The following is a 26,053-nucleotide window of genomic DNA, read 5'->3' as shown; positions in this document are numbered from 1 at the left end:
CGCTTGGCAGTCACCACTTGTCACTCACTTCACCGAGGAACCTCACATGCCCGAGAACCCCTCTCCCGCGCCGTACGCCATGCCGGATGCGGCCTTCCTCGACCACGTCGCCGAGCGGCTGGCCACGTTGCCGACCGTGCGCGCCGTCACCCTCGGCGGCTCGCGCGCCCAGGGGACGCACAGCCCCGACAGCGACTGGGATCTCGCCGTCTACTACCGCGGCTCGTTCGACCCCGCAGATCTGCGTGCCCTCGGCTGGCCGGGCGAGGTCTCGCAGGTCGGTGAGTGGGGCGGTGGTGTCTTCAACGGCGGGGCGTGGCTGACCATCGACGGCCGGCACGTCGACGTCCACTACCGCGACTTGGACGTGGTCGAACACGAGCTCGCGGAGGCCCGGCAAGGCCGCTTCCACTGGGAGCCGCTGATGTTTCACCTCGCGGGCATCCCCAGCTATCTCGTTGTCGCCGAACTCGCCCTCAACCGGGTGCTGCGCGCTGCCCTGCCCCGCCCGGAGTACCCCGCAGCGCTGCGCGCCGCGGCCCCGCCGGTGTGGCGGGAGCGCGCCGCGCTGACCCTGCGGTACGCCAAGGGGGCCTACGCCCCGCGCGGCCAGGCCACCGAGGTCGCGGGCGCCCTCGCCACCGCCGCGGCGCAGGCGGCGCACGCGGTGCTCGCGGCCCGCGGCGAGTGGGTCACCAACGAAAAGCGCCTCCTCACCCAGGCGGGGCTACGCACCCTTGACCCCCTGATCGCCGGTCTCCGCCCGTCCCCGGAGTCCCTCCTCGGGGCCCTGGAAAAGGCCGAGGAACTTCTGGACGCCCCGTAAGGGGCGCGGGGAACTGCGCGACCAGCCACAACGGCGCCGCACCCGGCAGACGACACCACTCCCACGGCGAATCTCCGCACGGAACGACGGCGAGAGGGGGCGCCCTCACATCGGCGCAAGCCGGTGCGGCTAGCACTCCGCTTGACCGAGTGCTAAGCCAGGCATAATCTCGACCTTGGCACTCTCCCCGTGGGAGTGCCAGCAGTACGCGACGGGCAGATCCGGCACCCGCGACGACGGATCTACCAGGTCGCCACCCCAGACATAAGACCCCGTTTTGAGATCTCCGAAGGGGGAGGTCGGATCGTGACGACCGCCAGCTCCAAGGTTGCCATCAAGCCGCTCGAGGACCGCATTGTGGTCCAGCCGCTCGACGCCGAGGAGACCACGGCCTCTGGCCTGGTCATCCCGGACACTGCCAAGGAGAAGCCCCAGGAGGGCACCGTCCTGGCCGTGGGCCCGGGCCGCTTCGAGGACGGCAACCGCCTGCCGCTCGACGTGTCCGTCGGCGACATCGTGCTGTACAGCAAGTACGGCGGCACCGAAGTGAAGTACAGCGGCGAGGAGTACCTCGTCCTCTCGGCCCGCGACGTTCTCGCGATCGTCGAGAAGTAATTCAGCCGCACAGTTTGCAGCGACCCGCGCCCTGGTGCCCGCTCCCGATGAGGTAGCAGGGGCCAGGGCGCAGCTCGTACGAGACGTGCGAGACGTGTGAGAGGACACAACAGCTTCCATGGCGAAGATCCTGAAGTTCGACGAGGACGCCCGTCGCGCCCTTGAGCGCGGCGTCAACAGCCTCGCCGACACCGTGAAGGTGACCATCGGCCCCAAGGGCCGCAATGTCGTCATCGACAAGAAGTTCGGCGCCCCCACCATCACCAACGACGGCGTCACCATCGCCCGTGAGGTCGAGGTCGAGGACCCGTACGAGAACCTGGGCGCCCAGCTCCTCAAGGAGGTGGCGACCAAGACCAACGACATCGCGGGTGACGGCACCACCACCGCCACGGTGCTGGCCCAGGCGCTGGTCCGTGAGGGCCTGCGCAACGTGGCCGCCGGTGCCTCCCCGGCCGCCCTGAAGAAGGGCATCGACGCCGCGGTCGGCGCGATCTCGGACGAGCTGGTCAAGACGGCCCGCCCGATCGACTCCAAGGAGGACATCGCCTCCGTCGCCGCCCTGTCCGCGCAGGACAAGCAGGTCGGCGAGCTGATCGCCGAGGCGATGGACAAGGTCGGCAAGGACGGCGTCATCACCGTCGAGGAGTCCCAGACCTTCGGTCTGGAGCTGGACTTCACCGAGGGTATGGCCTTCGACAAGGGCTACCTCTCGCCGTACTTCGTCACCGACCAGGAGCGTATGGAGGCCGTCCTCGACGACCCGTACATCCTGATCCACCAGGGCAAGATCGGCTCCATCCAGGACCTGCTGCCGCTGCTGGAGAAGATCATGCAGGCGGGCGGCTCCAGGCCGCTGCTGATCATCGCCGAGGACGTGGAGGGCGAGGCCCTCTCCACCCTCGTCGTCAACAAGATCCGCGGCACCTTCAACGCCGTCGCCGTCAAGGCGCCCGGCTTCGGTGACCGCCGCAAGGCCATGCTCGGCGACATGGCGACGCTGACCGGCGCCACCGTCATCGCCGAGGAGGTCGGCCTCAAGCTCGACCAGGCCGGTCTCGACGTGCTGGGCTCGGCCCGCCGCATCACCGTCACCAAGGACGACACCACGATCGTCGACGGCGCCGGCAAGGCTGAGGACGTGCAGGGCCGCGTCGCTCAGATCAAGGCCGAGATCGAGACGACCGACTCCGACTGGGACCGCGAGAAGCTCCAGGAGCGCCTCGCCAAGCTGGCCGGCGGCGTGTGCGTCATCCGCGTCGGCGCCGCCACCGAGGTGGAGCTGAAGGAGAAGAAGCACCGCCTGGAGGACGCGATCTCCGCGACCCGTGCTGCGGTCGAGGAGGGCATCGTCTCCGGCGGCGGCTCCGCGCTCGTGCACGCGGCCAAGGTGCTGGACGGCAGCCTCGGCAAGGAGGGCGACGAGGCGACCGGTGTCGCCACCGTCCGCCGCGCCGCGGTCGAGCCGCTGCGCTGGATCGCCGAGAACGCGGGTCTGGAGGGCTACGTCATCACCGCCAAGGTCGCGGAGATGGAGGCCGGCCAGGGCTTCAACGCCGCCACCAGCGAGTACGGCGACCTGATCAAGGCCGGTGTCATCGACCCGGTGAAGGTGACCCGCTCCGCGCTGGAGAACGCCGCCTCGATCGCCTCGCTGCTGCTGACGACCGAGACGCTGGTCGTCGAGAAGCCGGCGGAGGAGGAAGAGGCCGCCGGTCACGGCCACGGTCACGGCCACGCCCACTGAGGCAACGCCCGAACAACGCCGTTCCCCGCGCCCCGCCAGGGGGCGCGGGGAACGACGCGTTCAGCCACGAACAACGGGCACCCGGCGACGCACTGGCAACCTCAGCGGCGGCGACCCGCACCTACTTGGGCCCGTACTTCCGCCCGGTCGTCGACGACGCCCGCGCCAGCACCCCGCGGGGAAGAAACTTCGAAGCCCCCAGCAGAGCCTTGTACCGCGGGTCCGGCACGGACAAGGTCCGCCCTCGCGCCAGGTCCCGCAGGGCCGTCTCGACCACCTGATCGGCATCCAGCCACAGCCACTTGGGAATGTCCCCGGAGTCCATCCCGGCCCGCTCATGGAACTCCGTACGGACGAATCCCGGGCACAGCGCCAGCAGCCGCACGCCCTGACCGGCGAGGTCCTTGGCCGCGCCCTGGGTGAACTGGGTGACCCACGCCTTGGAGGCGCCGTACGTCCCCCGCGGGAAGAACGCGGCGACGGAGGCGACGTTGATCACGCCGCCGCGCCCCCGTTCGCACATGGACTCCCCGGCGGCGGATGTCAGCCGCAGCACCGCTTCGCAGTGCACCTTGAGCATCTTCAGCTCGTCGGCGACCGGCACTTCGAGATAGCGGCCCTTGTTGCCGAACCCTGCGTTGTTGACCAGCAGATCGACGGGGTGCTCGCGGTCCCGGAGCCGGTCCTCGACGGCGGTGATGCCCTTCTCCGTCGCCAGGTCGGCGGTGATGACGTCGGCCTCCACGCCGTGCCGGTCGTGCAGTTCGGTCGCCTCGCGCCAGAGCCGGTCCGTGTTCCGCGCGGCGAGCACGAGATGGTAGCCGCGGCTCGCGAGCCGCCGCGCGAAGGCGGCGCCGATGCCGGCGGTGGCTCCCGTAATGAGTGCAGTCGTCATACGGCCACGCTATCGGCACCGCACTGCCGGCCCGGCCGCCACAACCGCCGTGGCCGACGGCGGGTGTGGCGACGCGTCAGGCGGCGCGCCCCGTCAGCCCCGCGTCCGCCGCAGCGCCTTCTCCCGCGCCTCCGGATCCAGCGCCTCGCCGGCCGCCAGGATGCGCGGCAGCAGTTCGGGTTCCTGGGTCAGGGAGCGGAACACGAAGCTGACCGAGACCTCGTGGTCGGGGCGGTGGACGACGGTGACGGGGTCGCCCGCGCGCACCTCGCCGGGCTCGATGACCCGCAGATAGGCGCCGGGCATCTGCCGGTTCATGAATCGCTTGATCCAGCCCTGTTCGCCCAGCCAGCCCGCGAACGTACGGCAGGGGATCCGCATGGAACAGACCTCCAGCAGCGGCCCGGTACCGGGTGAGCCGAGCTGCCAGCGTTCGCCGATGCGGGCGTCGTCGACGTGGACGTCGCGGGTGGTGAGGTTCTCGCCGAAGACGCCGTTGGGCAGCTTCCGGCCCAGCTCGCGCTCCCAGAAGTCGAGCTCTTCGCGGGCGAAGGCGTAGACGGCCTGTTCCTCGCCGCCGTGGTGGCGCAGGTCGCCGATGGTGTCGCCGGCCAGACCGCTGCCGCCGGTGCCGCGCGGGCCGGGCGCTGTGACGGTGACGGCGCCCTCGACGGGCTGTTTGTCGATGCCGGTCAACTGGCCCTCGGCGTCGGTGTGCTCCGAACGGTGGGGCTTGGCGAGGTTCACGGAAAGCAGCTGCATGGCCAGAGGCTAACGGCGTACTTCTCCAAGCCGCGAGTCGGTTTTACCGGCGTCCCTCCAAGGCAGTCTTATGGTCGCCTATGCTCGGGCCCATGATCGAGGCCCGTCATCTGCGCGTCCTGCGCGCGGTCGCCAGCACCGGTTCGTTCTCCGCGGCGGCACGCGAGCTGGGCTGTACCCAGCCTGCCGTCAGCCAGCAGATGAAGGCGCTGGAGGGCGCCGCAGGCACCCCGCTGCTGGTGCGCGCCGGCCGCGAGATGCGGCTGACGGAGGCGGGCGAGGCGCTGGTACGGCACGCGACGGGCATTCTGGCGGGGCTGGCGGCGGCCGAGGAAGAAGTCGCGGCGCTGGCCGGGCTGCGCGCCGGCCGGGTGCGGCTGGTCTCCTTCCCCAGCGGCAGCTCCACGCTGGTGCCCACCGCCGTAGCGGCGATGCGGGCCGACCACCCCGGCACCCGGGTATCGCTGGTGGAGGCCGAGCCGCCGCGCTCGGTGGAGATGCTGCGGGCGGGGGACTGCGAGATCGCCCTGGCCTTCCGCTACGAGCCGGCGCCCGAGTGGGAGGACCTGGTGGTGCGGCCGGTGCTGACTGACCGACTGGTCGGTCTGGTGCCGGAAGGGCACCCGTTCGCGGACGCCGAGGAGGTGGGCATCGGCACCCTCGCCGAGGAGCCGTGGATCGCGGGCTGCCCGCGCTGCCGCAGACATCTCGTCCAGGTCTGCGAGGCGGCGGGGTTCACACCGCGGATCGACTTCGCGACCGACGACTACCCGGCGGTGGTGGGCCTGGTCGGCGCGGGCCTGGGCGTCGCGGTCCTGCCGGAGCTGGCCGTGGAGTCCGTACGCCCGCGGGGAACGCGTGCGGTGCGGGTGAGCCCGGCGGTGCAGCGCGAGGTGGTCGCCCTCACCTTGCCCGACCTGGCGCAGGTGCCTGCCGTCGCGGGGATGCTGGACCGGCTGGCGGCGGCAGCACGCCGCTGACCGCTCCGGCCGGGTCCTTGCGGGGCTAAGCCTCGCCGGCCGGCTCCGTGGTGCTCTCGGCGGAAGGCGCGGGGGACGAACCGCCCTCCGCGGAGCCGTGCGTCGTCACCAGCCGGTTGCGCGCCCGGCCCAGCAGCTCCTCGCGCTCGTCCTCGGTGAGCCCGCCCCACACTCCGTAGGGCTCGCGTACCTGGAGAGCGTGCGCCGCGCACTCGGCGCGCACGGGGCAGCGCATACACACCTCCTTCGCGGACGCTTCCCGCGCACTGCGGGCGGCGCCGCGTTCCCCCTCGGGGTGGAAGAACAGCGAGCTGTCCACCCCCCGGCAGGCGGCCAGAAGCTGCCAGTCCCACAGGTCCGCGTTGGGGCCAGGAAGGCGGGAGAAGTCTGCCATCGCGTCTCTCCTGAGTGCTGCTGGAGGGTGTGACCTGTCACTCGTGCGTAAATATGACTCTTTCGCGAATCTAGCCAGCAATTGCGCAAATTTAGAGAAATGCATCTGAATAGGGCACTTCTGGACGGAAGGTGCGTCGACTGCCGCAAAGCCCGGATGTTGCTCCTCTGTGTACGGACGCTCACGTAGAGTGCTGATGTCGGTGGCCGGAAGCCGTAACTCTTTCGGGTGACCGTCGTTGAGAGAGCGAAAGCGATTGGCTCGGAACCGGCCGGGGCATGCACGTCCGAGGCCGTCAATCGTGCAGGTGACGATTCTCAAGCAGCCTGGAGGCTCAAGGTGATGCGCATCAGCAGCGGAGGGCGGCCATGACATCCGTCCTCGTATGCGACGACTCCCCGCTCGCCCGAGAGGCCCTGCGCCGCGCGGTCGCGACCGTGCCCGGCGTCGAGCGTGTGACGACGGCGGCCAACGGCGAGGAAGTCCTCCGCCGCTGGGGCGCCGACAGGTCCGACCTGATCCTGATGGACGTGAGGATGCCCGGCCTGGGCGGAGTGGAGACCGTGCGCCGGCTGCTCTCCGCCGACCCCGGCGCCCGCATCATCATGCTGACCGTGGCCGAGGACCTCGACGGTGTGGCACTGGCCGTCGCGGCCGGTGCACGCGGCTATCTGCACAAGGACGCGTCCCGCGCCGAGCTGCGCGCGACCGTCACCCAGGCGCTGGCCGACCCGACCTGGCGGCTCGCCCCCCGGCGGCTGCGCTCGGCTGAGATGGGTGCCGCGCCGACGCTCACCGCACGCGAGATCCAGGTGTTGGAAGGCATGAGCCACGGCCGCTCCAACGCGGAGATCGGACGTGAGTTGTTTCTCTCCGAGGACACCGTCAAGACGCACGCCAGGCGGCTCTTCAAGAAGCTCGGCGCCTCGGACCGCGCGCACGCGGTGGCGCTCGGCTTCCGCTGGGGCCTCGTCCGCTGACCGGATGCCGGGCGCCCGCCTGGGGGCGCCTCGCGGCCGACAGCCGGCCGGGGGAGCACAGCCCCCCGGCCTCGAACGATTCCCGCTCGCCCGCCCGCTCGTCCGCGCCCGGCACCGGTCGCAGACGGGTGGGACGGCGGCCCTCGCCCGGGTAGGGGTCCCCGTGGATTCCCCCGCGGCAGCCGGGAAATCTCGCGCGTGCCGCATGCTTGTTGTATGGAGTTCCTCGGGGACCGGTCGGTCAGGCGTGAGGGGAGGGCGTGGACATGAGGGCCAGTGCGCCTGCTCATAACGCTTCGGCTCACATCTACGAGCGCGGTGCGGCGAACCGCGCGGCATCGGTGCACCATGGACCGATGCGCGACGAGGAGAACGGGCCGCCGCCGCCCGGGGCCGCGGACGCGGCCGAGGTCGCGAAGGTCAGCAAGCTCGTCCAACGCGCGGTCGAGGGCGACCGCCAGGCCACGCACGATCTGCTCGCCCATGTACACCCACTGGCCCTGCGCTACTGCCGTACCCGGCTGACGCGACTGCCCGGTGATGCGCGTCACTTCGTCGACGACCTCGCCCAAGAGGTCTGCATCGCGGTGCTCTGCGCGCTGCCGCGCTACCGGGACACCGGAAAGCCGTTCGAGGCTTTCGTCGTCGCCATCGCCCAGCACAAGGTCGCCGACCTTCAGCGGGCCGCGATGCGAGGGCCTGGCTCGACCGCCGTGCCCTCGGACGAGATGCCCGAGCGGCCCGACGACTCCCTCGGCCCGGAGGAGCGGGCGCTGCTGTCCAGCGACGCGGAGTGGGCCAAGAAGCTGCTCGCCAATCTGCCCGAACACCAGCGCGAGCTGGTGCTGCTGCGGGTGGCCGTGGGGCTGACGGCCGAGGAGACCGGACAGATGCTGGGAATGTCACCCGGTGCCGTCCGCGTTGCCCAGCATCGGGCGCTCAGCAGACTGCGGGCGCTGGCCGAGCAGTAGTTTTCCGGCGCCGGGCCTGCCCGTGGGGGTTGTCCACAGGCGGTCCGGTCACCCTCTCCGGGCCGATAGCATGGACATCCGGCCGGGGCAAGCAGTGGCTCCCCGCGTGAGTCGGGGTGGACCGCATGGGAAAGGTGTCATGACTGAGAACGTCGACGGAGTGCCCGCAAAATTCGCCACTCTGGGCCTGACATACGACGACGTACTGCTTCTGCCAGGCGAGTCGGACATGGCCCCGCAGGACATCGACACCGCGTCGTACGTCTCGCGCAACGTACGCGTCAATGTGCCGCTGCTGTCCGCCGCCATGGACAAGGTCACCGAAGGACGCATGGCCATCGCCATGGCCCGGCAGGGCGGCGTGGGCGTGCTGCACCGCAATCTGTCCATCGAGGACCAGGCCAACCAGGTCGACCAGGTCAAGCGGTCCGAGTCCGGCATGGTCACCGACCCCATCACCATCCGCCCCGACGCCACGCTCCAGGAGGCCGACGCGCTGTGCGGCCGGTTCCGGATCAGCGGCGTCCCGGTCACCGACGCCGCGGGCAAGCTGCTCGGCATCGTCACCAACCGCGACATGGCCTTCGAGCTGGACCGCAGCCGTCAGGTGCGGGACGTCATGACGCCGATGCCGCTGGTCACCGGCGAGGTCGGCATCTCGCGCCCCGAGGCGATGGAGCTGCTGCGCCGCCACAAGATCGAGAAGCTGCCGCTGGTGGACGGTGCCGGCACGCTCAAGGGCCTCATCACCGTCAAGGACTTCGTCAAGGCCGAGCAGTACCCCAACGCTTCCAAGGACGCCGAGGGCCGGCTGGTCGTCGGCGCCGCCGTCGGTGTGGCGGGTGACGCGTACGAGCGGGCGCAGGCACTGATCGAGGCGGGCGTCGACTTCATCGTCGTCGACACGGCCCACGGCCACTCGCGGCTGGTCGGCGACATGGTCGCCAAGATCAAGTCGAACCACCCGGGCGTCGACGTCGTCGGCGGCAACGTCGCCACCCGCGACGGCGCCAAGGCGCTGATCGATGCCGGTGTCGACGGTGTGAAGGTCGGCGTGGGGCCGGGCTCCATCTGCACCACCCGCGTCGTCGCCGGCATCGGCGTCCCGCAGGTCACCGCCATCTACGAGGCGTCGCTGGCCGCGCAGGAGGCGGGCGTCCCGGTCATCGGCGACGGCGGTCTCCAGTACAGCGGCGACATCGCCAAGGCTCTGGTGGCAGGCGCCGACACGGTGATGCTGGGCAGCCTGCTGGCGGGCTGCGAGGAGTCGCCGGGCGAGCTGCTGTTCATCAACGGCAAGCAGTTCAAGTCCTACCGCGGCATGGGTTCGCTCGGCGCGATGCAGACTCGCGGCGATGCCAGGTCCTACTCCAAGGACCGCTACTTCCAGGAGGGCATCAGCGGCGACGACAAGCTGATCCCCGAGGGCGTCGAGGGCCAGGTCGCCTACCGCGGCCCGCTCTCCGCCGTCGTGCACCAGCTCGTCGGCGGCCTGAGGCAGTCGATGTTCTACGTCGGCGGCCGTACCGTCCCAGAGCTGAAGGCCCGCGGCCGGTTCGTCCGCATCACCGCGGCGGGGCTCAAGGAAAGCCACCCGCACGATGTGCAGATGACGACCGAGGCCCCGAACTATTCGAGGCGCTGACCCTCGCGGGGAGGACGGCGCTGTGTCGGTGATACTGGGTCGCGGCACATCAGAGTGAGAGGCAGTGGACGTGACTGAGATCGAGATCGGGCGCGGCAAGCGCGGGCGGAAGGCGTACGCCTTCGACGACATCGCCGTGGTGCCCAGCAGGCGCACCCGTGACCCGAAGGAGGTCTCGATCGCGTGGCAGATCGACGCCTACCGCTTCGAGCTGCCGTTCCTCGCCGCCCCCATGGACTCGGTCGTCTCGCCGCGCACCGCCATCCGAATCGGTGAGCTCGGTGGCCTCGGCGTCCTCAACCTCGAGGGCCTGTGGACCCGGTACGAGGACCCGGAGCCGCTGCTGGCGGAGATCGCCGAGCTCGACGAGGCCACGGCCAACCGCCGGATGCAGGAGATCTACGCGGAGCCGATCAAGGAAGAACTGATCGGGCAGCGGATCAAGGAGGTCCGTGACTCGGGTGTGGTGACGGCCGCCGCGCTGTCGCCGCAGCGTACGGCGCAGTTCTCCAAGGCCGTGGTGGACGCGGGCGTGGATCTGTTCGTGATTCGCGGGACGACGGTGTCGGCCGAGCACGTGTCCGGCGCGGCCGAGCCGCTGAACCTGAAGCAGTTCATCTACGAGCTGGATGTGCCGGTCATCGTCGGCGGCTGCGCCACGTACACCGCTGCGCTGCATCTGATGCGTACCGGTGCGGCCGGTGTGCTGGTCGGATTCGGCGGAGGTGCCGCGCATACGACGCGGAACGTGCTCGGCATCCAGGTGCCGATGGCGTCCGCCGTCGCCGATGTCGCCGCTGCGCGGCGGGACTACATGGACGAGTCCGGCGGTCGTTACGTCCACGTCATCGCGGACGGTGGCGTCGGCTGGTCCGGGGACCTGCCCAAGGCCATTGCCTGCGGCGCCGACGCCGTGATGATGGGCTCGCCGCTGGCCCGGGCCACCGACGCGCCGGGCAAGGGGCACCACTGGGGCATGGAGGCCGTGCACGCCGATGTGCCGCGTGGCCGCCGGGTCGACCTCGGTGCGGTCGGCACCATGGAGGAGGTTCTGCTCGGGCCCTCCCACACTCCCGACGGGTCGATGAACTTCTTCGGCGCGCTGCGGAGGGCGATGGCGACGACGGGGTACTCCGAGCTGAAGGAGTTCCAGCGCGTCGAGGTGACTGTCGCGCGCTCCCGCTGACCGCTTCGGCCCTCACAGGCGGTGGGCCGCGCCGGTGGGGCTGGCGCCGCGGGTGTCCAGCAGCAACTGGGCCTTGGCCGCGAGCCCCTGAAGGTCGTACACCCGATGGTTCTGCAGCAGCAGCGTGAGATCCGCGTCGGCGGCGGCTTCGTAGAGCGCGTCGGCGCGGGGGACGGGCTGACCCGCGACGCGCCACTGGGGAACGTACGGGTCGTGGTAGCTCAGCTGGGCGCCCAGTTCCTTGAGGCGGCCGGCGACTTCGCGGGCCGGTGCCCCCTCCTGACTGGCGAGGTCGGGCTTGTAGGTGACCCCCAGCAGCAGAATGCGTGCCCCGCGTGCGGACTTGCCGTGTTCATTGAGCAGTACGGCCGCGCGCTGTGAGACATAGCGCGGCATGCGCTCGTTGACTTCCTGCGCGAGCTCCACCATGCGGAGCGGATAGCCCAGCGAACGGCTGTGGTACGAGAGGTAGTTGGGGTCTACCGGAATTCCGGGGCCGCCCACCCCCGGACCGGGGCGGAAGGACTGGAAGCCGAAGGGCTTGGTCTCCGCGCACCGTACGACGTCCCACAGATCGATGCCGAGATCGTGGCAGAAGACGGCCATCTCGTTCATGAGGGCGATGTTGATGTGCCGGTAGTTGGTCTCCAGCAGCTTGGTGGTCTCGGCCTCGCGCGGCCCGCGGGCCCGGACGACCTTGGTGAGCCGCCCGTAGAACGCCGCGGCCGCCTCTGTGCAGGCGGGGGTGAGGCCGCCGATGACCTTGGGAATGGTGGCGTAGTCGTGGCTGCGGTTGCCCGGGTCGACCCGGGTGGGTGAGTGGGCGAGATGGAAGTCGCGCCCGGCACGCAGCCCGGAGCCCTCCTCCAGCAGCGGCCGTACGACGTCCTCCGTGCAGCCGGGGTAGACGCTCGACTCGACGATGACGATGGTGCGCGGTCGCAGCCGTGCGGCCAGCGTGCGGGCCGTCGAGCGGACCGCGCTCATGTCGGGCGCCCGGTTGGGGCCGAGTGAGGTGGGCGCGCAGATCACGGCGGTACGGACGCGGCCGAGGACGGCGGGGTCGCTGCTGGCGCGGAACCCCTTGGCGAGCATCCGCCGTACCTCGGCGGCGGTCAGCGGCGCGTCCCCGGACGGGCGGCCCGATCCGATCTCGGCGACGGTCGCATGGTCGGGGTCGTACCCGATGGTGCTGATTCCGTTCGCCGTGGCTGCCTGGGCGAGCGGCAGCCCCGAATGGGCGAGTCCCAGCACGGCGAGATCTGCGGGCATGACAGCGGTCTTCCCTTCCCCTTATCGTCCCGGTTCCGTCCCCGGGCAGCACCGGGAGTGGCGAGCGGCGCGCATTAAGGTTAAGAGCCCATATGACAGACAAGTCGGATTGCGCGCTCAGCAGGGCCGACGCTCGGCCAAAGTCGCGGGAATGGGGGACCATCGTCAGGGGGACCACACGGGGGCGGTGTCCGAGAACTGACGACGACCTGACAGCGAGCACCAGTCGAGGAGCTTGGGAGGCAGCAGTGAGGACAGCGGCACTGGGACCGGAACAGCGCGCGGAGGCGCTGGCGAGGATGGCCGAGACCGAACTGGACATGCTGGTGGTCGGCGGCGGCATCGTCGGCGCGGGCACGGCGCTGGACGCGGTGACCCGCGGCCTGTCCACCGGCATCGTGGAGGCGCGCGACTGGGCCTCGGGCACCTCCAGTCGTTCCAGCAAGCTCATCCATGGCGGACTGCGCTATCTGGAGATGCTGGATTTCGCACTGGTGCGCGAAGCACTCAAGGAACGCGGACTGCTTCTGGAGCGGCTGGCGCCGCACCTGGTCAAGCCGGTGCCGTTCCTCTATCCGTTGCAGCACCGCGCCTGGGAGCGGCTGTACGCGGGCGCGGGCGTGGCGATGTACGACGCGATGTCCGTCTCCTCCGGGCACGGCCGCGGACTGCCGAGGCACCGTCACCTGTCCCGCCGTCACGCGCTCCAGGTGGCACCCGCGTTGAAGAAGGAAGCGCTGGTAGGTGCGCTGCAGTACTACGACGCGCAGATGGACGACGCGCGGTTCGTCGCCACGATGGTGCGCACGGCGGCGGAGTACGGGGCGCTCGCCGCCAACCGTGCGCGAGTCGTGGGCTTCCTCCGGGAGGGTGAGCGGGTCGTCGGGGCGCGTATCGAGGACCTGGAGCAGGGCGGGGAGTTCGAGGTGCGGGCCCGTCAGGTCGTCAACGCGACCGGGGTATGGACGGACGACACCCAGGGGCTGATCGCCGAGCGCGGCCAGTTCCATGTCCGCGCCTCCAAGGGCATCCACCTGGTCGTGCCGAAGGACCGCATCAACTCCACGACGGGGCTCATCCTCCGCACGGAGAAGAGCGTGCTGTTCGTCATCCCGTGGGGGCGGCACTGGATCATCGGCACCACGGACACCGACTGGGACCTGGACAAGGCCCATCCGGCCGCGTCCAGCGCCGACATCGACTATCTGCTCGACCACGTCAACTCGGTGCTGGCCGTTCCGCTGACCCGCGACGACGTGGAGGGCGTCTACGCGGGGCTGCGCCCGCTGCTGGCGGGCGAGTCGGAGGCGACGAGCAAGCTGTCCCGCGAGCACACCGTCGCCCACCCGGTGCCGGGCCTCGTCGTCATCGCGGGCGGCAAGTACACGACGTACCGGGTGATGGCCAAGGACGCGGTGGACGAGGCGGTGCACGGGCTCGATCACCGGGTCGCCGACTGCGTCACCGAACAGGTACGGCTGGCGGGCGCCGAGGGCTACCACGCGCTGTGGAACGGGCGTGCGCGTCTCGCCCAGCGGGCCGGGCTGCATGTGGCGCGGGTGGAGCATCTGCTGGGCCGCTACGGCTCGATGACCGAAGAAGTGCTCGATCTGGTCGAGAAGGACCCCGAGCTGGGCGCGCCGCTGCCCGCGGCCGACGACTATCTGAAGGCGGAGATCGTCTACGCCTGCACGCACGAGGGCGCCCGCCATCTGGACGACGTCCTGACGCGCCGTACGCGGATCTCCATCGAGACCTTCGACCGGGGCGTACGGAGCGCCCGTGAGTGTGCCGAGCTGATGGCGCCGGTGCTGGGCTGGGACTCGGACCAGGTGGACAGGGAGGTTGAGCACTACGAGAAGCGCGTCGAGGCCGAACGGGAGTCGCAGCTGCAGCCCGACGACCAGACGGCGGACGCCGCACGGCTGGGGGCTCCCGACATCGTGCCGGTGTAGCAGCACATCTGTGGCGCCACACTGGTGGAGCCCGGGTAGTCCGGGGGGACCCCGCCGCGGGTCCCCCGTTGGACTGGTCCTCTCCGCAAGGTTTGTTGGGGGTGTGAACCCGGGTGAGAAGTGGTGGGGCTGTGGTGTAACTGTGCCGCCCCCGTACACGTCTTGTCAGAGCAATGGTTCACAATGAGGCTCTGCCGGGGGCGGGCTCTCACGCAGAGGGGACACAAGGGGATTCATGAGCGAGGACGCGGGACGGCTGGTAGGTGGGCGCTATCGGCTCGGGGGAGTCCTCGGGCGTGGCGGTATGGGCACCGTCTGGCGCGGCGAGGACGAAGTCCTGGGCCGGCGTGTCGCGGTGAAGGAGCTTCGGTTCCCCTCCAGCGTCGACGAGGAGGAGAAGCAGCGGCTCATCACCCGCACCCTGCGTGAGGCCAAGGCCATCGCGAGGATCCGCAGCGGCAGCGCCATCACCGTCTTCGATGTCGTCAACGAGGACAGCCGGCCCTGGATCGTGATGGAGCTGGTCGAGGGCCGCTCCCTCGCCGACAAGATCAAGACCGACGGCCCGCTGGACCCGCAGCGCGCGGCCGAGGTCGGCCTCGCCATCCTCGACGTGCTCCGCGCCGCCCACCGCGAAGGCATCCTGCACCGCGATGTGAAGCCCTCCAACGTGCTGCTGGAGGACGGCACAGGCCGCGTGGTCCTCACCGACTTCGGCATCGCCAAGGTCGAGGGCGACCCCTCCGTCACCTCCACCGGCATGCTCGTCGGCGCGCCCTCCTACATCTCGCCCGAGCGGGCGCGCGGCAAGCCTCCGGGCCCGCCGGCCGACCTGTGGTCGCTGGGCGGCCTGCTGTTCGCCGCCGTCGAGGGCCGCCCGCCGTACGACAAGGGCTCCGCCATCTCGACGCTGACGGCCGTGATGACCGAGCCCGTCCCCTACCCCGAGCACGCGGGCGAGCTGCGCGAGGTCATCTCCGGACTGCTGGTCAAGGACCCGGAGAAGCGGCTCGATGTGAACGGCGCACGGCTGCTGCTGGAGCCGGTCGCCTCCGGCCACAAGAGCCCGTCGGCATCGGGTCCCGTGGACGGCCCCGCGGAACGCACGTCGATACTGCCGCCGGTACCGGACGAGCCCTCCGCGTCCGCTTCCTCGTCTCCCTCGGCACCCTCGTCCGGCAAGAGCAGCGGCCCCGCCTACAGCGCCGGTACGACCGGTGGCAGGCGCAAGCGGCGCTCGGAGGGCAGCAGTTCGGGCGAGCGGCTGCGCGGTGCTTTCAAGTCCGTCCGCAACGCGGCGGGCGGTGCCGGCGCCGCCGGTTCGGCAGGTGCGGGCACGGCCGGTTCCCCGGGCCGTACGGGCACCGGCTCCGGCTCCCGGTCCTCCTCCCCGACGCGGGGCACCGGCTCCGGCGGCGCGGCGTCCGGCGGTACGCGCTCGGGCCCCAAGCACGGCGGCAACTCCGCCGGCGGAGCGACCCCCTCCGCGGCGCGCTCCTCGGCCACGCCGGCGGTACCTGCGGGTCCGCCGCCCTCCGCACCTGCGGGTCCGCCGCGCCCCTCGACGCCGCCCGCGTCTTCGCCGGGCCGGCACTCGGGCAGGAAGAGCGACGGCGGGGCCAAGCACGGCGGCGGCCAGGGCGCTCGGACGACGGGCGCGGCAGCGGCCGGCAGCGGCGCGGGTTCCGTCGGCCGCGGTCGGCAGGGAGCCGGCGCGTCCGACGGCGCCGAGGCGGCGCCCGGCCCGGGCTCCGGCAACGGCGGTTCGGGCGGCGCTCCGCTGCCGGGCACCGGAAGCGGCGGCAGGGCGCTGCCCCCCGAGAGCGGCGGCAGCGACGCGATCACCTCGCTGCGCGACCTGCGGGAGCTGCCCGAGCTGCGGAAGGGCGTCTCGCGCCGGACGCTGGCCATCGCGGCGGCGGCCCTGGCCGTCGTCATCCTCGTCATCGTGCTGATCGTGGTGAACGCCGTGGGCGGCGGGGACAACAGCGCGTCCAAGGGCGGCTCCGCCGACACCAGCGAGTCGGACGGCAAGGGCGGCACCAGAGAAGCCGAGCAGGCCGTCGCCGGTACGGCAGGGCAGTCCGACGACAAGCCCGAGGGCGAGCAGGACGACAAGGCGGACGACGGCGGGAAGCCGGATGATGCCAAGGACGAAGGCAAGGACGACCCCGCGCTGCCCGACGGCTACACCACGGTCAAGGACGGCCGGTTCCACTTCTCCGTCGCCCTGCCGGACAACTGGAAGCCTGCCGGGATAGCGGGCCAGAACTCGGGCCGCAAGTACGCCCCGCCCGGTGGCGGTTACCCGCGGATCCAGATCGACCACACCAGCAGTCCCGGCGCCGACGCGGCCGCCGCCTGGCGCCAGCTGGAGCCCGCGGTCAAGCGCTCCAGCCCCGGCTACAAGTCGCTCGGCGTCAAGAAGGTCGGATGGCGCGGCTATCCGACCGTCGCCGACTGGCAGTTCCTCCGCAAGGAGAACGGCAAGAAGGTCCACGCCCTCAACCGCGGCTTCAAGGTCGACGGCAAGAACGGTTACGCCATCCTCATCACCTGCAAGGCCGACGGCTGGCAGGACAAGCCGTGTGCGACGCTCCGGAAGGCCGCGTTCAAGTCGTTCAAGCCGCACGCCTGACCGGTCGCCCCGCTACCGAGTCCCGGGGCCGACGTCGCCCCCCTTTTCCACCGCGATGATGCGGCGCGCCCCGGCACGGGCCACTGCGGCAGCCGCCGCGCGGTGACGCGGGCGGTTCCCGGACGTATCGTGAAGGACGCGGATCGTAGCTATCCGCAAGAAGACGGAAACAGAACGGAATTGGCGGTCTCGTGCGCGGTGGGGAGGGCGTCGTGGAGGAGAACGCGGGATACGCGGGCCGGCTGCTGGCCGGTCGTTACCGCCTGCCCCTGCCGCCTGCCGACGCGTACGAACTCGCCGAGTCCCTGGCCTGGGACACCGCCAGCGGACAGGAAGTCCTCGTCCGCCAGGTGCCGTTGCCCGAGGTCGTCGAGGCAGAGGTGGTCGACGACGGCTACGGCACTCCCGGCCGGGGTCCGGACGGCGGCCCGCGCGGGCAAGGCGGGCAGCCGGTACGGCGCCCGGCGGACCCCGCGGTGCGCAGGGCGATGGAGGCTGCCGTCGCCGCGGCACAGCTGCCCGACCATCCGCGGCTCGACCAGGTCTTCGACGTCTTCGTCGAGGACGACGGGCTGTGGATAGTGAGCGAGTCGGTGCCGGCCAGGCCCCTCGCCTCACTGCTGGCCGACAGGCCGCTGGGCGCACACCGCGCCGCCGAGATCGCCGCCGATCTGCTCGCCGCCCTGCGCATCGTGCATGCGCACGGCTGGGTGCACCACAACGTGACCGCCCGCACCGTACTCATCTGCGAGGACGGGCGGGCGCTGCTGACCGGCCTCGCGGTGGGGGCCGCCGAGGAGGCGCTGTGCGGCTATGACCCGCTGCCCCCGCCTCTGCCGGACGGCCCTGAGACCGCCACCGGGCCGGGACAGGCGGCCGGTTCCGCGGCCGGCCTCGCGCCCCGGTCCCGTCAGGAGGCCGAGGGCGCCGGCGGTCCCGCGCATCCGGACGCGCCGCACCGGCCGGGCCACGGCGGGCCGGCACCCGCGACGTGGACCGGTCACCGGCTGCCCGAGGGCTTCACCCCGCGCGACAGCGGCTCGTTCGAGGCGCGGCGGGACGAGGGGGACGGCCTCGGGCCCCACCCGTACGGCGGGGAGGAGCGCCGCAGGGGCATCTTCGGCTTCGAGGGCATCGAGCCGGAGGAGGACGTACGCGGACCCCGCGGGCAGGGCCTCCCCGGCCGGGAGGGCCCGAACGATGACCTCTCCGCACGGGCCGCGCGGCGTGGCGCGATCGCCGCGTACCGCGAGGGCGCCCAGCGCGCCGCCGCCGACACCCGGGACGCCGGGCGCCCCCAGGGGCGCCCCCAGGACGGGGACGAGGGTGCCCGGCGCCCGCCCGCACCCGACTGGTGGGCCGGCGCTCCGGGCGGCGGTCCGGCCGGGCAGGACGCCGAGGAGGAAGGCGGCGCCGGTCCCACGCACGCCCTCGACGACGACGTGCGCTGGCTGCCGTCCGACGAGGACGAGGTGCTGCCCGGCACACTGGCCAACGGCAGTGTGCGTGAGGTCGAGCGCGACGAGATCTACGGCCCGCACGCGGCGGGCCCCTATGGCACGCCCCCGCCGTACGGCCGGACCGGCGCGGAACGCGGCCCCGGCACGGCCGGCGGACACAGACCCGGGACCGCCGACGGGCCCACGGCGTTGCCCGGCGCCCGGTCCGCCGATGACCGCAGCCTCCCCGCCCCCTGGACGACCGACCGCGGCGAACCCCACCGCGAGCAGCCCGCGGGGGAGCCGGCCGAGCAACCCACCGACGAGCCCGCCGGGCAGCCCACCACTGCGTACGGCACGGGAGCCGGCACCGGTACGGGAACCGGCACCGGCACGGGAATCGGCCCCGGTACGGGGATCGGCAGTGGAACCGGCACCGGCACGGGAATCGGCCCCGGAATCGGCCCCGGAATCGGCCCCGGAATCGGCACCGGCACCGGCCCCGGCATCGAAGCCTCCGCCGACCGGGAGCCGTCCGTCGGCCCGGACGACGGCGCGCCCTGGGGCGGTGCGGACGCTTCCGCGGGCCGCTATCGCGGACCGGCGACGGCGCTCGCGGCGGAGCGGGCACGGCACGCCCGGATGACGGTCGTCGGACCGGTCACCGAGCGCTGGGCACCGGAGCAGGCGGGGCCCGTGTACGACAACTGGCGGCTGGCCCCGCCCGTGGGCCCGGCCGCCGATCTGTGGGCACTGGGCGTGCTGCTCTTCCGCGCCGTGCAGGGTCACGCCCCCTATCCCGAGGACAGCGCGGCCGAGCTGGTGCAGATGGTGTGCGCGGAGCCGCCCGCGTTCGCGGAGGACTGCGGGCCGCTGCGCCCGGTGGTCGAGTCGCTGATGCGGCAGGACCCCACCGAGCGGCCGGACTTCGAGGAGCTGCGGGGCTGGCTGCGGTCGATCATCCGCTCCGCGCCGGAGCCGGACGTCGGGCTGCATACGGTCACAGCGCCGCTCACCCTGGACCCCGGTGGCCCGGCCGACCCCCGCCGGCTGCCGATCGTCCGGCGGCGCGGCGAACTGGTGCGCAGGCGCCGGCGGGCCAGGCGGGCAGCGGCAGTTGACCGTCCCCCGCGCCCCGAGCCGCGCCGCGAGCGGCAGCAGCCGCAGGCCGAGCCGGTCGCGGAGCCGGTGCAGCGGCACCGTGGCCCGAAGCGCGGCGGCCCGCGGCGCCTGGGGCTGCTGGTCCTGGCGCTGATACTGCTCGGCATGGCGGCGGCGGTGGCCTTCGTCGCGTTGTTCCTGCCGGACAACGGGGGAGGGAAGGGCGCCCAGAAGGGCTCGGTGGTGGTGCCCGAGGAGCAGAAGTCCGAACCGGCGCCGGAGCCGACGGGTGACGGCAAGTCCGGCGAAGACAAGCCCGGCGACAAAAACGGCAGCAAGCCCGGCGACAGGAACGGCAGCAAGCCCGGCGACGAGGGCGACGGCAACGACCGGAGCGACGAGTCCGTGAAGGCCCCCAAGGGCTACCGGATCAGCAACGACCCCGCCGGGTTCCGGATCGCCGTGCCGAAGGAGTGGGACCGCCGCTCCGCCACCGGGCGCGGACAAGTGCGCTACAACGGCGGCGAGGTCGAGATGGTCGTCGTCAACGGCCGGGACAGCACGGGCAAGTTCGGCAAGGACCCGATGGCCTACCAGAGCGAGGACGAGCCGGAGCTGTCCGCCTACCGTGCCTCCGACTGGGCGAGCACCGGCGGGCTCCGGCGTATCGACGTGGGGGACACGGCGATGGCCGAGGGCACCTTCAGCTGGCGTGAGGACGGCGGCCGTCAGGTGTACGCGCGCAACCGGGCGATGATCCTGGGCGGTCGCTATCACGTGCTGCTCGTGCTCGGCTCCAAGAGCCAGAAGGCGGACATCGACCGGCACTTCGAGGCGGTCGCCGACACCTACCGCGTCACCCGCGCTCCCTGACGTCACAGCTGCGTGAACCCACTGGCGACCGCGCTGCCAGGCGGGTAAAGGTGGGCGCATGATGAACGAGGGGGACCGGTTGGACGAGTCGACCAGCTACGGGTTGCAGCCACCACGACAGCCCGGCCCGCCCGAACCGGAGGCCCCCGCTCCCGCTCCCCGTTCGTACGAGCCGACCGAGGTCGCGGCGCCCCCGTCGGGCGCGGCCGGCGGCGACCCGGGCGCCGGACGTCTGATCGGCGGCCGGTACCGCCTCACGGGTCGGCTGGGGCACGGCGGTATGGGCACCGTGTGGCGGGCGCACGACGAGGTGGTGGACCGGGACGTGGCCGTCAAGGAGCCGCGGCTGCCCGGCCATCTCTCCGCGCGTGAGCGGGAGACGATGTACACGCGGATGCGGCGTGAGGCGCGTACGGCAGCGCAGATCGATCACCCCTCCGTCGTCACCATCCACGACGTGGTGGTGGAGGACGAGCAGCCGTGGATCGTCATGGAACTGGTCCAGGGGCGTTCGCTGGCCGATGTGCTGGGCGAGGGCACCATCGATGTCCGCGAGGCCGCCCGGATCGGGCTCGCCGTCGCGGGCGCGCTGGACGCCGCGCACGAGAAGGGCGTGCTGCACCGCGATGTGAAGCCGGACAACGTGCTGCTGGGCCGTTATGACAGGGTCGTGCTCACCGACTTCGGGATCGCCAAGGTCCAGGGCGAGCAGGGGCTCACGGAGACCGGCGCGTTCGTCGGTTCCCCGGAGTTCGTGGCGCCGGAGCGGGTGCTGGGACAGCGGCCGGGCCCGGAGTCGGACCTGTGGTCGCTGGGAGTGGTGCTGTACGCGGCGGTCGAGGGCGTCTCGCCGTTCCGCCGCTCCAACAGCCCCGCCACCCTGCAGGCGGTGCTCTCTTCCGAACCGCAGCGGCCGGCACGCGCGTTGAGCGGCTCCGGCGCTTTCGGGATGCTGCTCACCCGGCTGCTGAGCAAGGAGCCGGGGCTGCGTCCCGACGCTGCGGAGATCCGGCAGACCCTCGCCGAAGTGGCCCGCCCGCCGCAGCAGTCGCGCCGGTCGGTGCCGGGCCCGGACGGCGGCAACGCCCTCGCCCGCGTGCTGCGCGGCTTCTTCGGCAAGCTGCGGACCAGCCGCGGGTGGCAGTTCGGTACGGGCGGTGTGGTGGTCGCGATCGCCGCGGCGCTGGCGCTGTTCTTCGTCTACACCGCCGATCAGGCACCGGAGGGCTACAAGACGCGGAACGAGGACGCACGGGTGCGGGCGTCCCTCGCGGTGCCGGAGGACTACAAGCGCAGCGCGAACGAGGACGAGGTGACCTACACAGACCCGGGGAACGTCGTATCCCTCAAGCTGAGCCGCAGCAGCCAGGACGTCAAGGAGAACTCCCTGGTCGAGGCCAACTCCTGGAAGAGCTTCTACGAGGACGGGGCCGAGGAGTCCTACATCGAGACGATGGTGGAGGTCGTCTCCCGGGTCACCGAGGCGAAGCAGCAGGGCAAGGAAGCGGCCGAGATCTCCACCACCTACCGGCCCAAGACCGATGTCGGGGAGCCCGAGGAGCCCAAGAAGTTCCGGCACGAGCTGGTCTTCGTCAACGAGGACGGCGAGCGCTGGCGGCTGTACGCGGACATGCCCGCCGCGGGCAAGTCGCGCAAGGACGGCGAAGCCGTCTACCAGGAGGCGAAGAAGTCCCTCAAGATCAACGATCTGTAGGCGGACGGTCCGCAGATCGTTCTGCCAGCAATCACTGGCAGATTCCGTGAAAAGCGGTTACCGCTGGGTATACGAGCCCGCGTCGGTAGTCGTACGCTCGCTCGCATGACGGACTCGCAGGACAGCACCCGCCCCACGTCGAGTACTGCGCGCACCCCCGGCAACCCGGTGGCCGAGGCACCGGACAAGGCCCGGTCGGCGGCCGATGTGGTCACCCCGGCCCTCGTCGCCGCGCTGGCCCGCGGTGTGGTGGGCAGCGGCAAGACCAGCAGCCGTTCCCCGTTCACGGGGGAGGTGCTGGCCGAGCTGCCCGAGTCCACACCCGAGGACGTGGCCTCCGCTTTCGAGAAGGCCCGCGCGGCGCAGCGCGACTGGGCCGCCACCCCGGTGCGGCAGCGCGCCGCGGTGCTGCTGCGCTTCCACGACCTCGTGCTGGCCCGCCAGTCGGAGGTGCTGGACCTCATTCAGCTGGAGACCGGCAAGGCGCGGTTGCATGCGCACGAGGAGGTGCAGGCGGTTGCCGTCGCCGCTCGCCACTACGGGCGCAAGGCCGCCTCGTATCTGCGCCCCAAGCGGCACACCGGCGCGATACCCACGCTGACCAAGGTCACCGAACTGCGTCACCCGCGCGGTGTCATCGGCCAGATAGCGCCCTGGAACTACCCCTTCGAGCTGTCGGTCGGTGACGCGCTGCCTGCCTTCGTCGCGGGCAACGCCGTCGTGATGAAGCCCGACACCCAGACCGCGCTGACCGCGCTGTGGGCGCGTGACCTGCTCGTGGAGGCGGGGCTGCCCGCCGATGTGTGGCAGGTCGTGCTCGGCGAGGGCCCGGTGGTCGGCCCCGAGGTCGCCGACCGCGGCGACTACGTCTCCTTCACCGGCTCCACCCGCACCGGGCGAGAGGTCGCCCGGCGGGCCGCGGCGCGTCTGGTGGGCTGCTCCCTGGAGCTGGGCGGCAAGAACGCGATGCTCGTCCTGGAGGACGCCGACCTCGACAAGGCCGCGGCGGGCGCGGTGCGCGGCGCCTTCTCCTCCGCCGGGCAACTGTGCATCTCCATCGAGCGGCTGTACGTCCACGAGTCGGTCGCCGACGCCTTCCTGGAGCGCTTCGTGGCCCGCACCCGCGCCATGCGGCTGGGCGCGTCCCTGGCCTACGGCGCCGACATGGGCTCCCTCGTCTCCGAGCGGCAGCTGGAGACCGTCGAGCAGCATGTCGAGGACGCCGTCGCCAAGGGCGCCACCGTGCTGACGGGCGGCAGGGCGCGCCCCGACGTCGGTCCGCTGTTCTACGAGCCCACCGTGCTGGAGGGCGTCGAGCCGGCGATGACCGTGTGCGGCGAGGAGACCTTCGGTCCCGTCGTCTCCGTCTACCGCTTCTCGGACGTGGAAGAGGCCGTCGAACTCGCCAACGCGACCTCCTACGGGCTCAACTCCAGCGTGTGGAGCGGCAACGGACGCCGGGCGCGTCAGATCGCGGCCCGGCTGCGTACCGGCACCGTCAACGTCAACGAGGGGTACGCCTCCGCCTACGGCAGCGCCCAGGCTCCCATGGGCGGCATGGGCGACTCCGGACTCGGCCGCCGGCACGGCTCGGAGGGCATCCTCAAGTACACCGAGCCGCAGACGGTGGCGCACCAGCGGGTGCTGCCGATGGCACCGTCGTTCGGCATGAGCGACGAGGCGTACGCCGCGTTCATGTCCCGCTCCCTCAAGGCGCTGAAGGCGCTCCGCTTTCGCTGACGCCTGTCCGGTGGCTTCGGTGCTCTTGAAGCCGCCGTACCCACGCCGTCGTGGCTTGTCGCCGCTGCGGCGGGAACAGGTTCGGGGGCTTCGCCCCGGACCCCCTCACCGTGGAACCGGAGGTATTCGTGGCCCAGGCGCTTTTCGACTACGACGTGGTCGTCGTCGGCTCCGGCTTCGGCGGCGCGGTCTCGGCGCTGCGGCTGACCGAGAAGGGCTACCGGGTGTGCGTACTGGAGGCCGGACGGCGCTTCACCCGCGAGGAACTGCCCAAGAACTCCTGGGACCTGAAGAACTTCCTGTGGGCGCCCTCGCTCGGCCTCTACGGCATCCAGCGCATCCATCTGCTCGCCAATGTCATGATCCTGGCGGGCGCCGGAGTGGGCGGCGGCTCGCTGAACTACGCCAACACCCTCTACGTGCCCCCCAAGCAGTTCTTCGAGGACCGTCAGTGGGGTCACATCACCGACTGGCAGGCCGAACTCGCGCCCTACTACGACCAGGCCAAGCGCATGCTCGGCGTCCGCCTCAACCCCACCACCACCCCCTCCGACGTCCACCTGAAGGCCGCAGCCGACCGTCTGGGCTACGGCGACACCTTCCACCTCGCACCCGTGGGCGTCTTCTTCGGCGACGGCGAGGACGCCGACGGCACGGTACGGGCAGCCGCGGGCGAGAGCGTCCCCGACCCGTACTTCGGCGGCGCGGGCCCCGAGCGCACCGCCTGCGTGGAGTGCGGCGAGTGCATGACCGGCTGCCGCAGGGGCGCCAAGAACACGCTCAACGAGAACTACCTGCACCTCGCGGAGCGGGCCGGCGCCGAGATCCGCCCCCTGACCACCGTCGTCGGTCTCCGGGAGCGCACCCCGGGCACCGATGCGGACGGCTACGAAGTGCTGACCGTCCGCACCGACAAGCGCCGCGGCGGGAAGCCCCGCATCCTGCGCGCCCGGCACGTCGTACTGGCCGCCGGCACCTACGGCACCCAGAAGCTGCTGCACCGCGTGAAGGACGCCGGCACCCTCCCACGGCTCTCGCCGCGGCTGGGCGAGCTGACCCGCACCAACTCCGAAGCGCTGGTCGGAGCGCAGACGGTGCCGCGCCGGTACCGCAACAAGTGGGGCAAGGACGCCGAACTCGACTTCACCAAGGGCGTCGCCATCACCTCCTCGGTGCACCCCGACGCCAACACCCATATCGAGCCCGTGCGCTACGGCAAGGGCTCCAACTCCATGAGCGCCCTGACCACGCTCCAGGTACGGCAGAACACCCTGCTGCCGCGCGCGCTCGCCCATGTCGTCACCTGCCTGCGCCACCCGGCGCTCTTCCTGCGCTCGCTGTCCGCACGCAAATGGTCGGAGCGCATCATCATCGGGCTGGTCATGCAGACCCTCGACAACTCGCTGACCACCTACCGGAAGGACAAGGGCCTCGGCAAGGGCATGCTCACCGCACGGCAGGGACATGGAGCGCCCAACCCCGTGCACATCCCCGAGAGCGCCGAGGCCGCGAGCGCGCTCGCCGAGGAGATCAACGGCTTCCCGGGCACCAATGTCGGCGAGCTGATGGGCACCCCCCTCACCGCCCACTTCCTCGGCGGCTGCCCGATCGGCGACAGCACCGAACGCGGTGTCATCGACCCTTACCACCGGCTGTACGGACACCCCGGCATCTCCGTCGTCGACGGCTCCGCGGTCTCCGCCAACCTCGGCGTCAATCCGTCCCTCACCATCACCGCGCAGGCCGAGCGCGCCATGTCGTTCTGGCCGAACAACGGCGAGGAGGACCCGCGCCCCGCACAGGACGCCGACTACCAGCGGCTGAAGCCCGTCGCCCCGGCCCGGCCCGCGGTGCCTGAACGCGCCTTCGGGGCGCTGCGGCTGCCGGTCGTGACGGTGTCGCACGGCGAGCGGGCGAGTGCGGCGGAATCGGACGGCGAGCGGGCGACGGCGCAGGCCGACGAGAGGGCGGCCGTGCCGGAGGAGGAGAGGGCGTGACGAAGGGCCCCGGGCGCCGACCGGGTGGGTGGCGGCAGCCGCGGGGCCCTCGGGTCAGCACCGGCGTCAGGGCAGCGCCTGTGCTGAGGGCGGCGCCGGGGGGAAGCGCCGCCGGATTGGTCGAACCAATGGCAGAACTCTGCCACGGTCCACCAACTGGCCTTGTGGTCAGGTGGTTTGCTCGTCGACTCTCTGCATCGTGGTGGATACGCCGCGCCCCGCGCAACCATTTCGACGGAGAGGGACTTTCAGGTTCTGGCAAAGACGCGGCAGGGGCCGGTGCGCCGCACCGGGAGGACCGTGAAGGGTTGGAGAGCCGCGGA

18 protein-coding genes are annotated in these 26,053 nt (G+C 71.7%); 14 read left to right on the top strand and 4 right to left on the bottom strand.

From position 1 onward, the window contains the following. Positions 1-46 precede the first annotated feature (46 nt). The 3 genes from ACTWQF_RS04445 (at position 47) to groL (ending at position 3,188) form a co-directional block, all read left to right on the top strand. A complete protein-coding gene (locus ACTWQF_RS04445) occupies positions 47-826 on the top strand; it encodes a nucleotidyltransferase domain-containing protein (protein WP_443277213.1) in 780 nt (259 codons plus the stop codon). A 306-nt stretch (positions 827-1,132) separates the two neighbouring features. Next, positions 1,133-1,441: a co-chaperone GroES gene (groES, locus tag ACTWQF_RS04440; RefSeq protein WP_099883511.1), complete on the top strand. Its 309-nt coding sequence runs from the start codon at positions 1,133-1,135 to the stop codon at positions 1,439-1,441. Positions 1,442-1,559: 118 nt separating this feature from the next. After that, positions 1,560-3,188: a chaperonin GroEL gene (gene groL / locus ACTWQF_RS04435; protein WP_443277212.1), complete on the top strand. Its 1,629-nt coding sequence runs from the start codon at positions 1,560-1,562 to the stop codon at positions 3,186-3,188. Positions 3,189-3,309: 121 nt separating this feature from the next. On the opposite strand, the gene ACTWQF_RS04430 is transcribed toward groL, so the two are convergent. Both ACTWQF_RS04430 and ACTWQF_RS04425 read right to left on the bottom strand, forming a co-directional pair. Next, a complete protein-coding gene (locus tag ACTWQF_RS04430) occupies positions 3,310-4,083 on the bottom strand; it encodes an SDR family NAD(P)-dependent oxidoreductase (protein WP_443277211.1) in 774 nt (257 codons plus the stop codon). 93 nt (positions 4,084-4,176) lie between these two features. Beyond that, positions 4,177-4,845, bottom strand: coding sequence for an MOSC domain-containing protein (locus ACTWQF_RS04425; RefSeq protein WP_443277209.1), 669 nt, complete (start codon positions 4,843-4,845; stop codon positions 4,177-4,179). A gap of 92 nt (positions 4,846-4,937) precedes the next feature. On the opposite strand from ACTWQF_RS04425, the gene ACTWQF_RS04420 reads away from it, so the two are divergent. Then, positions 4,938-5,825 (top strand): LysR family transcriptional regulator, encoded by an 888-nt coding sequence (locus ACTWQF_RS04420; RefSeq protein ID WP_443277207.1) that lies wholly within the window; start codon positions 4,938-4,940, stop codon positions 5,823-5,825. Between the two features lie 25 nt (positions 5,826-5,850). On the opposite strand, the gene ACTWQF_RS04415 is transcribed toward ACTWQF_RS04420, so the two are convergent. Continuing rightward, positions 5,851-6,219: a WhiB family transcriptional regulator gene (locus tag ACTWQF_RS04415; protein WP_443277206.1), complete on the bottom strand. Its 369-nt coding sequence runs from the start codon at positions 6,217-6,219 to the stop codon at positions 5,851-5,853. Between the two features lie 368 nt (positions 6,220-6,587). Here ACTWQF_RS04415 and ACTWQF_RS04410 point away from each other — a divergent pair, with 368 nt between their 5' ends. The 4 genes from ACTWQF_RS04410 to ACTWQF_RS04395 all read left to right on the top strand — a co-directional run bounded on the left by ACTWQF_RS04410 (position 6,588) and on the right by ACTWQF_RS04395 (position 11,001). Continuing rightward, positions 6,588-7,199 carry a response regulator transcription factor gene (locus tag ACTWQF_RS04410; RefSeq protein ID WP_003948568.1) on the top strand — a complete coding sequence of 204 codons (612 nt, stop codon included), beginning with the start codon at positions 6,588-6,590 and terminating at the stop codon, positions 7,197-7,199. 356 nt (positions 7,200-7,555) lie between these two features. Continuing rightward, on the top strand, positions 7,556-8,170 hold the full coding sequence (locus tag ACTWQF_RS04405) for a sigma-70 family RNA polymerase sigma factor (RefSeq protein WP_443244193.1): 615 nt from the start codon (positions 7,556-7,558) through the stop codon (positions 8,168-8,170). 139 nt (positions 8,171-8,309) lie between these two features. Then, positions 8,310-9,815, top strand: a complete 1,506-nt coding sequence (gene guaB, locus ACTWQF_RS04400) for an IMP dehydrogenase (protein WP_443277204.1) — start codon at positions 8,310-8,312, stop codon at positions 9,813-9,815. Between the two features lie 70 nt (positions 9,816-9,885). Beyond that, complete coding sequence (locus ACTWQF_RS04395) at positions 9,886-11,001, top strand: GuaB3 family IMP dehydrogenase-related protein (protein WP_443277202.1); 1,116 nt, start codon at positions 9,886-9,888, stop codon at positions 10,999-11,001. A gap of 12 nt (positions 11,002-11,013) precedes the next feature. Here ACTWQF_RS04395 and ACTWQF_RS04390 read toward each other — a convergent pair whose 3' ends face one another. Further along, a complete protein-coding gene (locus ACTWQF_RS04390; protein ID WP_443277200.1) occupies positions 11,014-12,273 on the bottom strand; it encodes a nucleotide sugar dehydrogenase in 1,260 nt (419 codons plus the stop codon). 248 nt (positions 12,274-12,521) lie between these two features. Here ACTWQF_RS04390 and ACTWQF_RS04385 point away from each other — a divergent pair, with 248 nt between their 5' ends. The 6 genes from ACTWQF_RS04385 (at position 12,522) to ACTWQF_RS04360 (ending at position 25,730) form a co-directional block, all read left to right on the top strand. Beyond that, a complete protein-coding gene (locus ACTWQF_RS04385; protein ID WP_443277199.1) occupies positions 12,522-14,228 on the top strand; it encodes a glycerol-3-phosphate dehydrogenase/oxidase in 1,707 nt (568 codons plus the stop codon). Between the two features lie 235 nt (positions 14,229-14,463). Next, positions 14,464-16,866 (top strand): serine/threonine-protein kinase, encoded by a 2,403-nt coding sequence (locus ACTWQF_RS04380; protein ID WP_443277197.1) that lies wholly within the window; start codon positions 14,464-14,466, stop codon positions 16,864-16,866. A 212-nt stretch (positions 16,867-17,078) separates the two neighbouring features. Then, on the top strand, positions 17,079-20,279 hold the full coding sequence (locus ACTWQF_RS04375; RefSeq protein ID WP_443277195.1) for a protein kinase: 3,201 nt from the start codon (positions 17,079-17,081) through the stop codon (positions 20,277-20,279). A 58-nt stretch (positions 20,280-20,337) separates the two neighbouring features. Next, complete coding sequence (locus ACTWQF_RS04370; protein WP_443277193.1) at positions 20,338-21,993, top strand: serine/threonine-protein kinase; 1,656 nt, start codon at positions 20,338-20,340, stop codon at positions 21,991-21,993. 105 nt (positions 21,994-22,098) lie between these two features. Next, positions 22,099-23,733, top strand: coding sequence for a succinic semialdehyde dehydrogenase (locus ACTWQF_RS04365; protein WP_443277191.1), 1,635 nt, complete (start codon positions 22,099-22,101; stop codon positions 23,731-23,733). A gap of 110 nt (positions 23,734-23,843) precedes the next feature. Next, on the top strand, positions 23,844-25,730 hold the full coding sequence (locus ACTWQF_RS04360; protein ID WP_443277190.1) for a GMC oxidoreductase: 1,887 nt from the start codon (positions 23,844-23,846) through the stop codon (positions 25,728-25,730). Positions 25,731-26,053: the final 323 nt, after the last annotated feature.

Origin of the sequence: Streptomyces sp. 8N114, assembly GCF_052245835.1 — a bacterium.
Taxonomy (GTDB): domain Bacteria; phylum Actinomycetota; class Actinomycetes; order Streptomycetales; family Streptomycetaceae; genus Streptomyces.
The sequence above is the reverse complement of the archived record's forward strand: the minus strand, read 5'-3'. Positions and strand labels throughout refer to the sequence as shown.

Coding starts and splice junctions, on each gene's coding strand:
- ACTWQF_RS04410 (WP_003948568.1), top strand. CDS start 6,588: ATGACATCCGTCCTCGTATGCGACGACTCCCCGCTCGCCCGAGAGGCC.
- groL (WP_443277212.1), top strand. CDS start 1,560: ATGGCGAAGATCCTGAAGTTCGACGAGGACGCCCGTCGCGCCCTTGAG.
- ACTWQF_RS04405 (WP_443244193.1), top strand. CDS start 7,556: ATGCGCGACGAGGAGAACGGGCCGCCGCCGCCCGGGGCCGCGGACGCG.
- ACTWQF_RS04425 (WP_443277209.1), bottom strand. CDS start 4,845: ATGCAGCTGCTTTCCGTGAACCTCGCCAAGCCCCACCGTTCGGAGCAC.
- ACTWQF_RS04380 (WP_443277197.1), top strand. CDS start 14,464: ATGAGCGAGGACGCGGGACGGCTGGTAGGTGGGCGCTATCGGCTCGGG.
- ACTWQF_RS04390 (WP_443277200.1), bottom strand. CDS start 12,273: ATGCCCGCAGATCTCGCCGTGCTGGGACTCGCCCATTCGGGGCTGCCG.
- ACTWQF_RS04365 (WP_443277191.1), top strand. CDS start 22,099: ATGACGGACTCGCAGGACAGCACCCGCCCCACGTCGAGTACTGCGCGC.
- ACTWQF_RS04370 (WP_443277193.1), top strand. CDS start 20,338: ATGATGAACGAGGGGGACCGGTTGGACGAGTCGACCAGCTACGGGTTG.
- ACTWQF_RS04430 (WP_443277211.1), bottom strand. CDS start 4,083: ATGACGACTGCACTCATTACGGGAGCCACCGCCGGCATCGGCGCCGCC.
- ACTWQF_RS04420 (WP_443277207.1), top strand. CDS start 4,938: ATGATCGAGGCCCGTCATCTGCGCGTCCTGCGCGCGGTCGCCAGCACC.
- ACTWQF_RS04445 (WP_443277213.1), top strand. CDS start 47: ATGCCCGAGAACCCCTCTCCCGCGCCGTACGCCATGCCGGATGCGGCC.
- guaB (WP_443277204.1), top strand. CDS start 8,310: ATGACTGAGAACGTCGACGGAGTGCCCGCAAAATTCGCCACTCTGGGC.
- ACTWQF_RS04415 (WP_443277206.1), bottom strand. CDS start 6,219: ATGGCAGACTTCTCCCGCCTTCCTGGCCCCAACGCGGACCTGTGGGAC.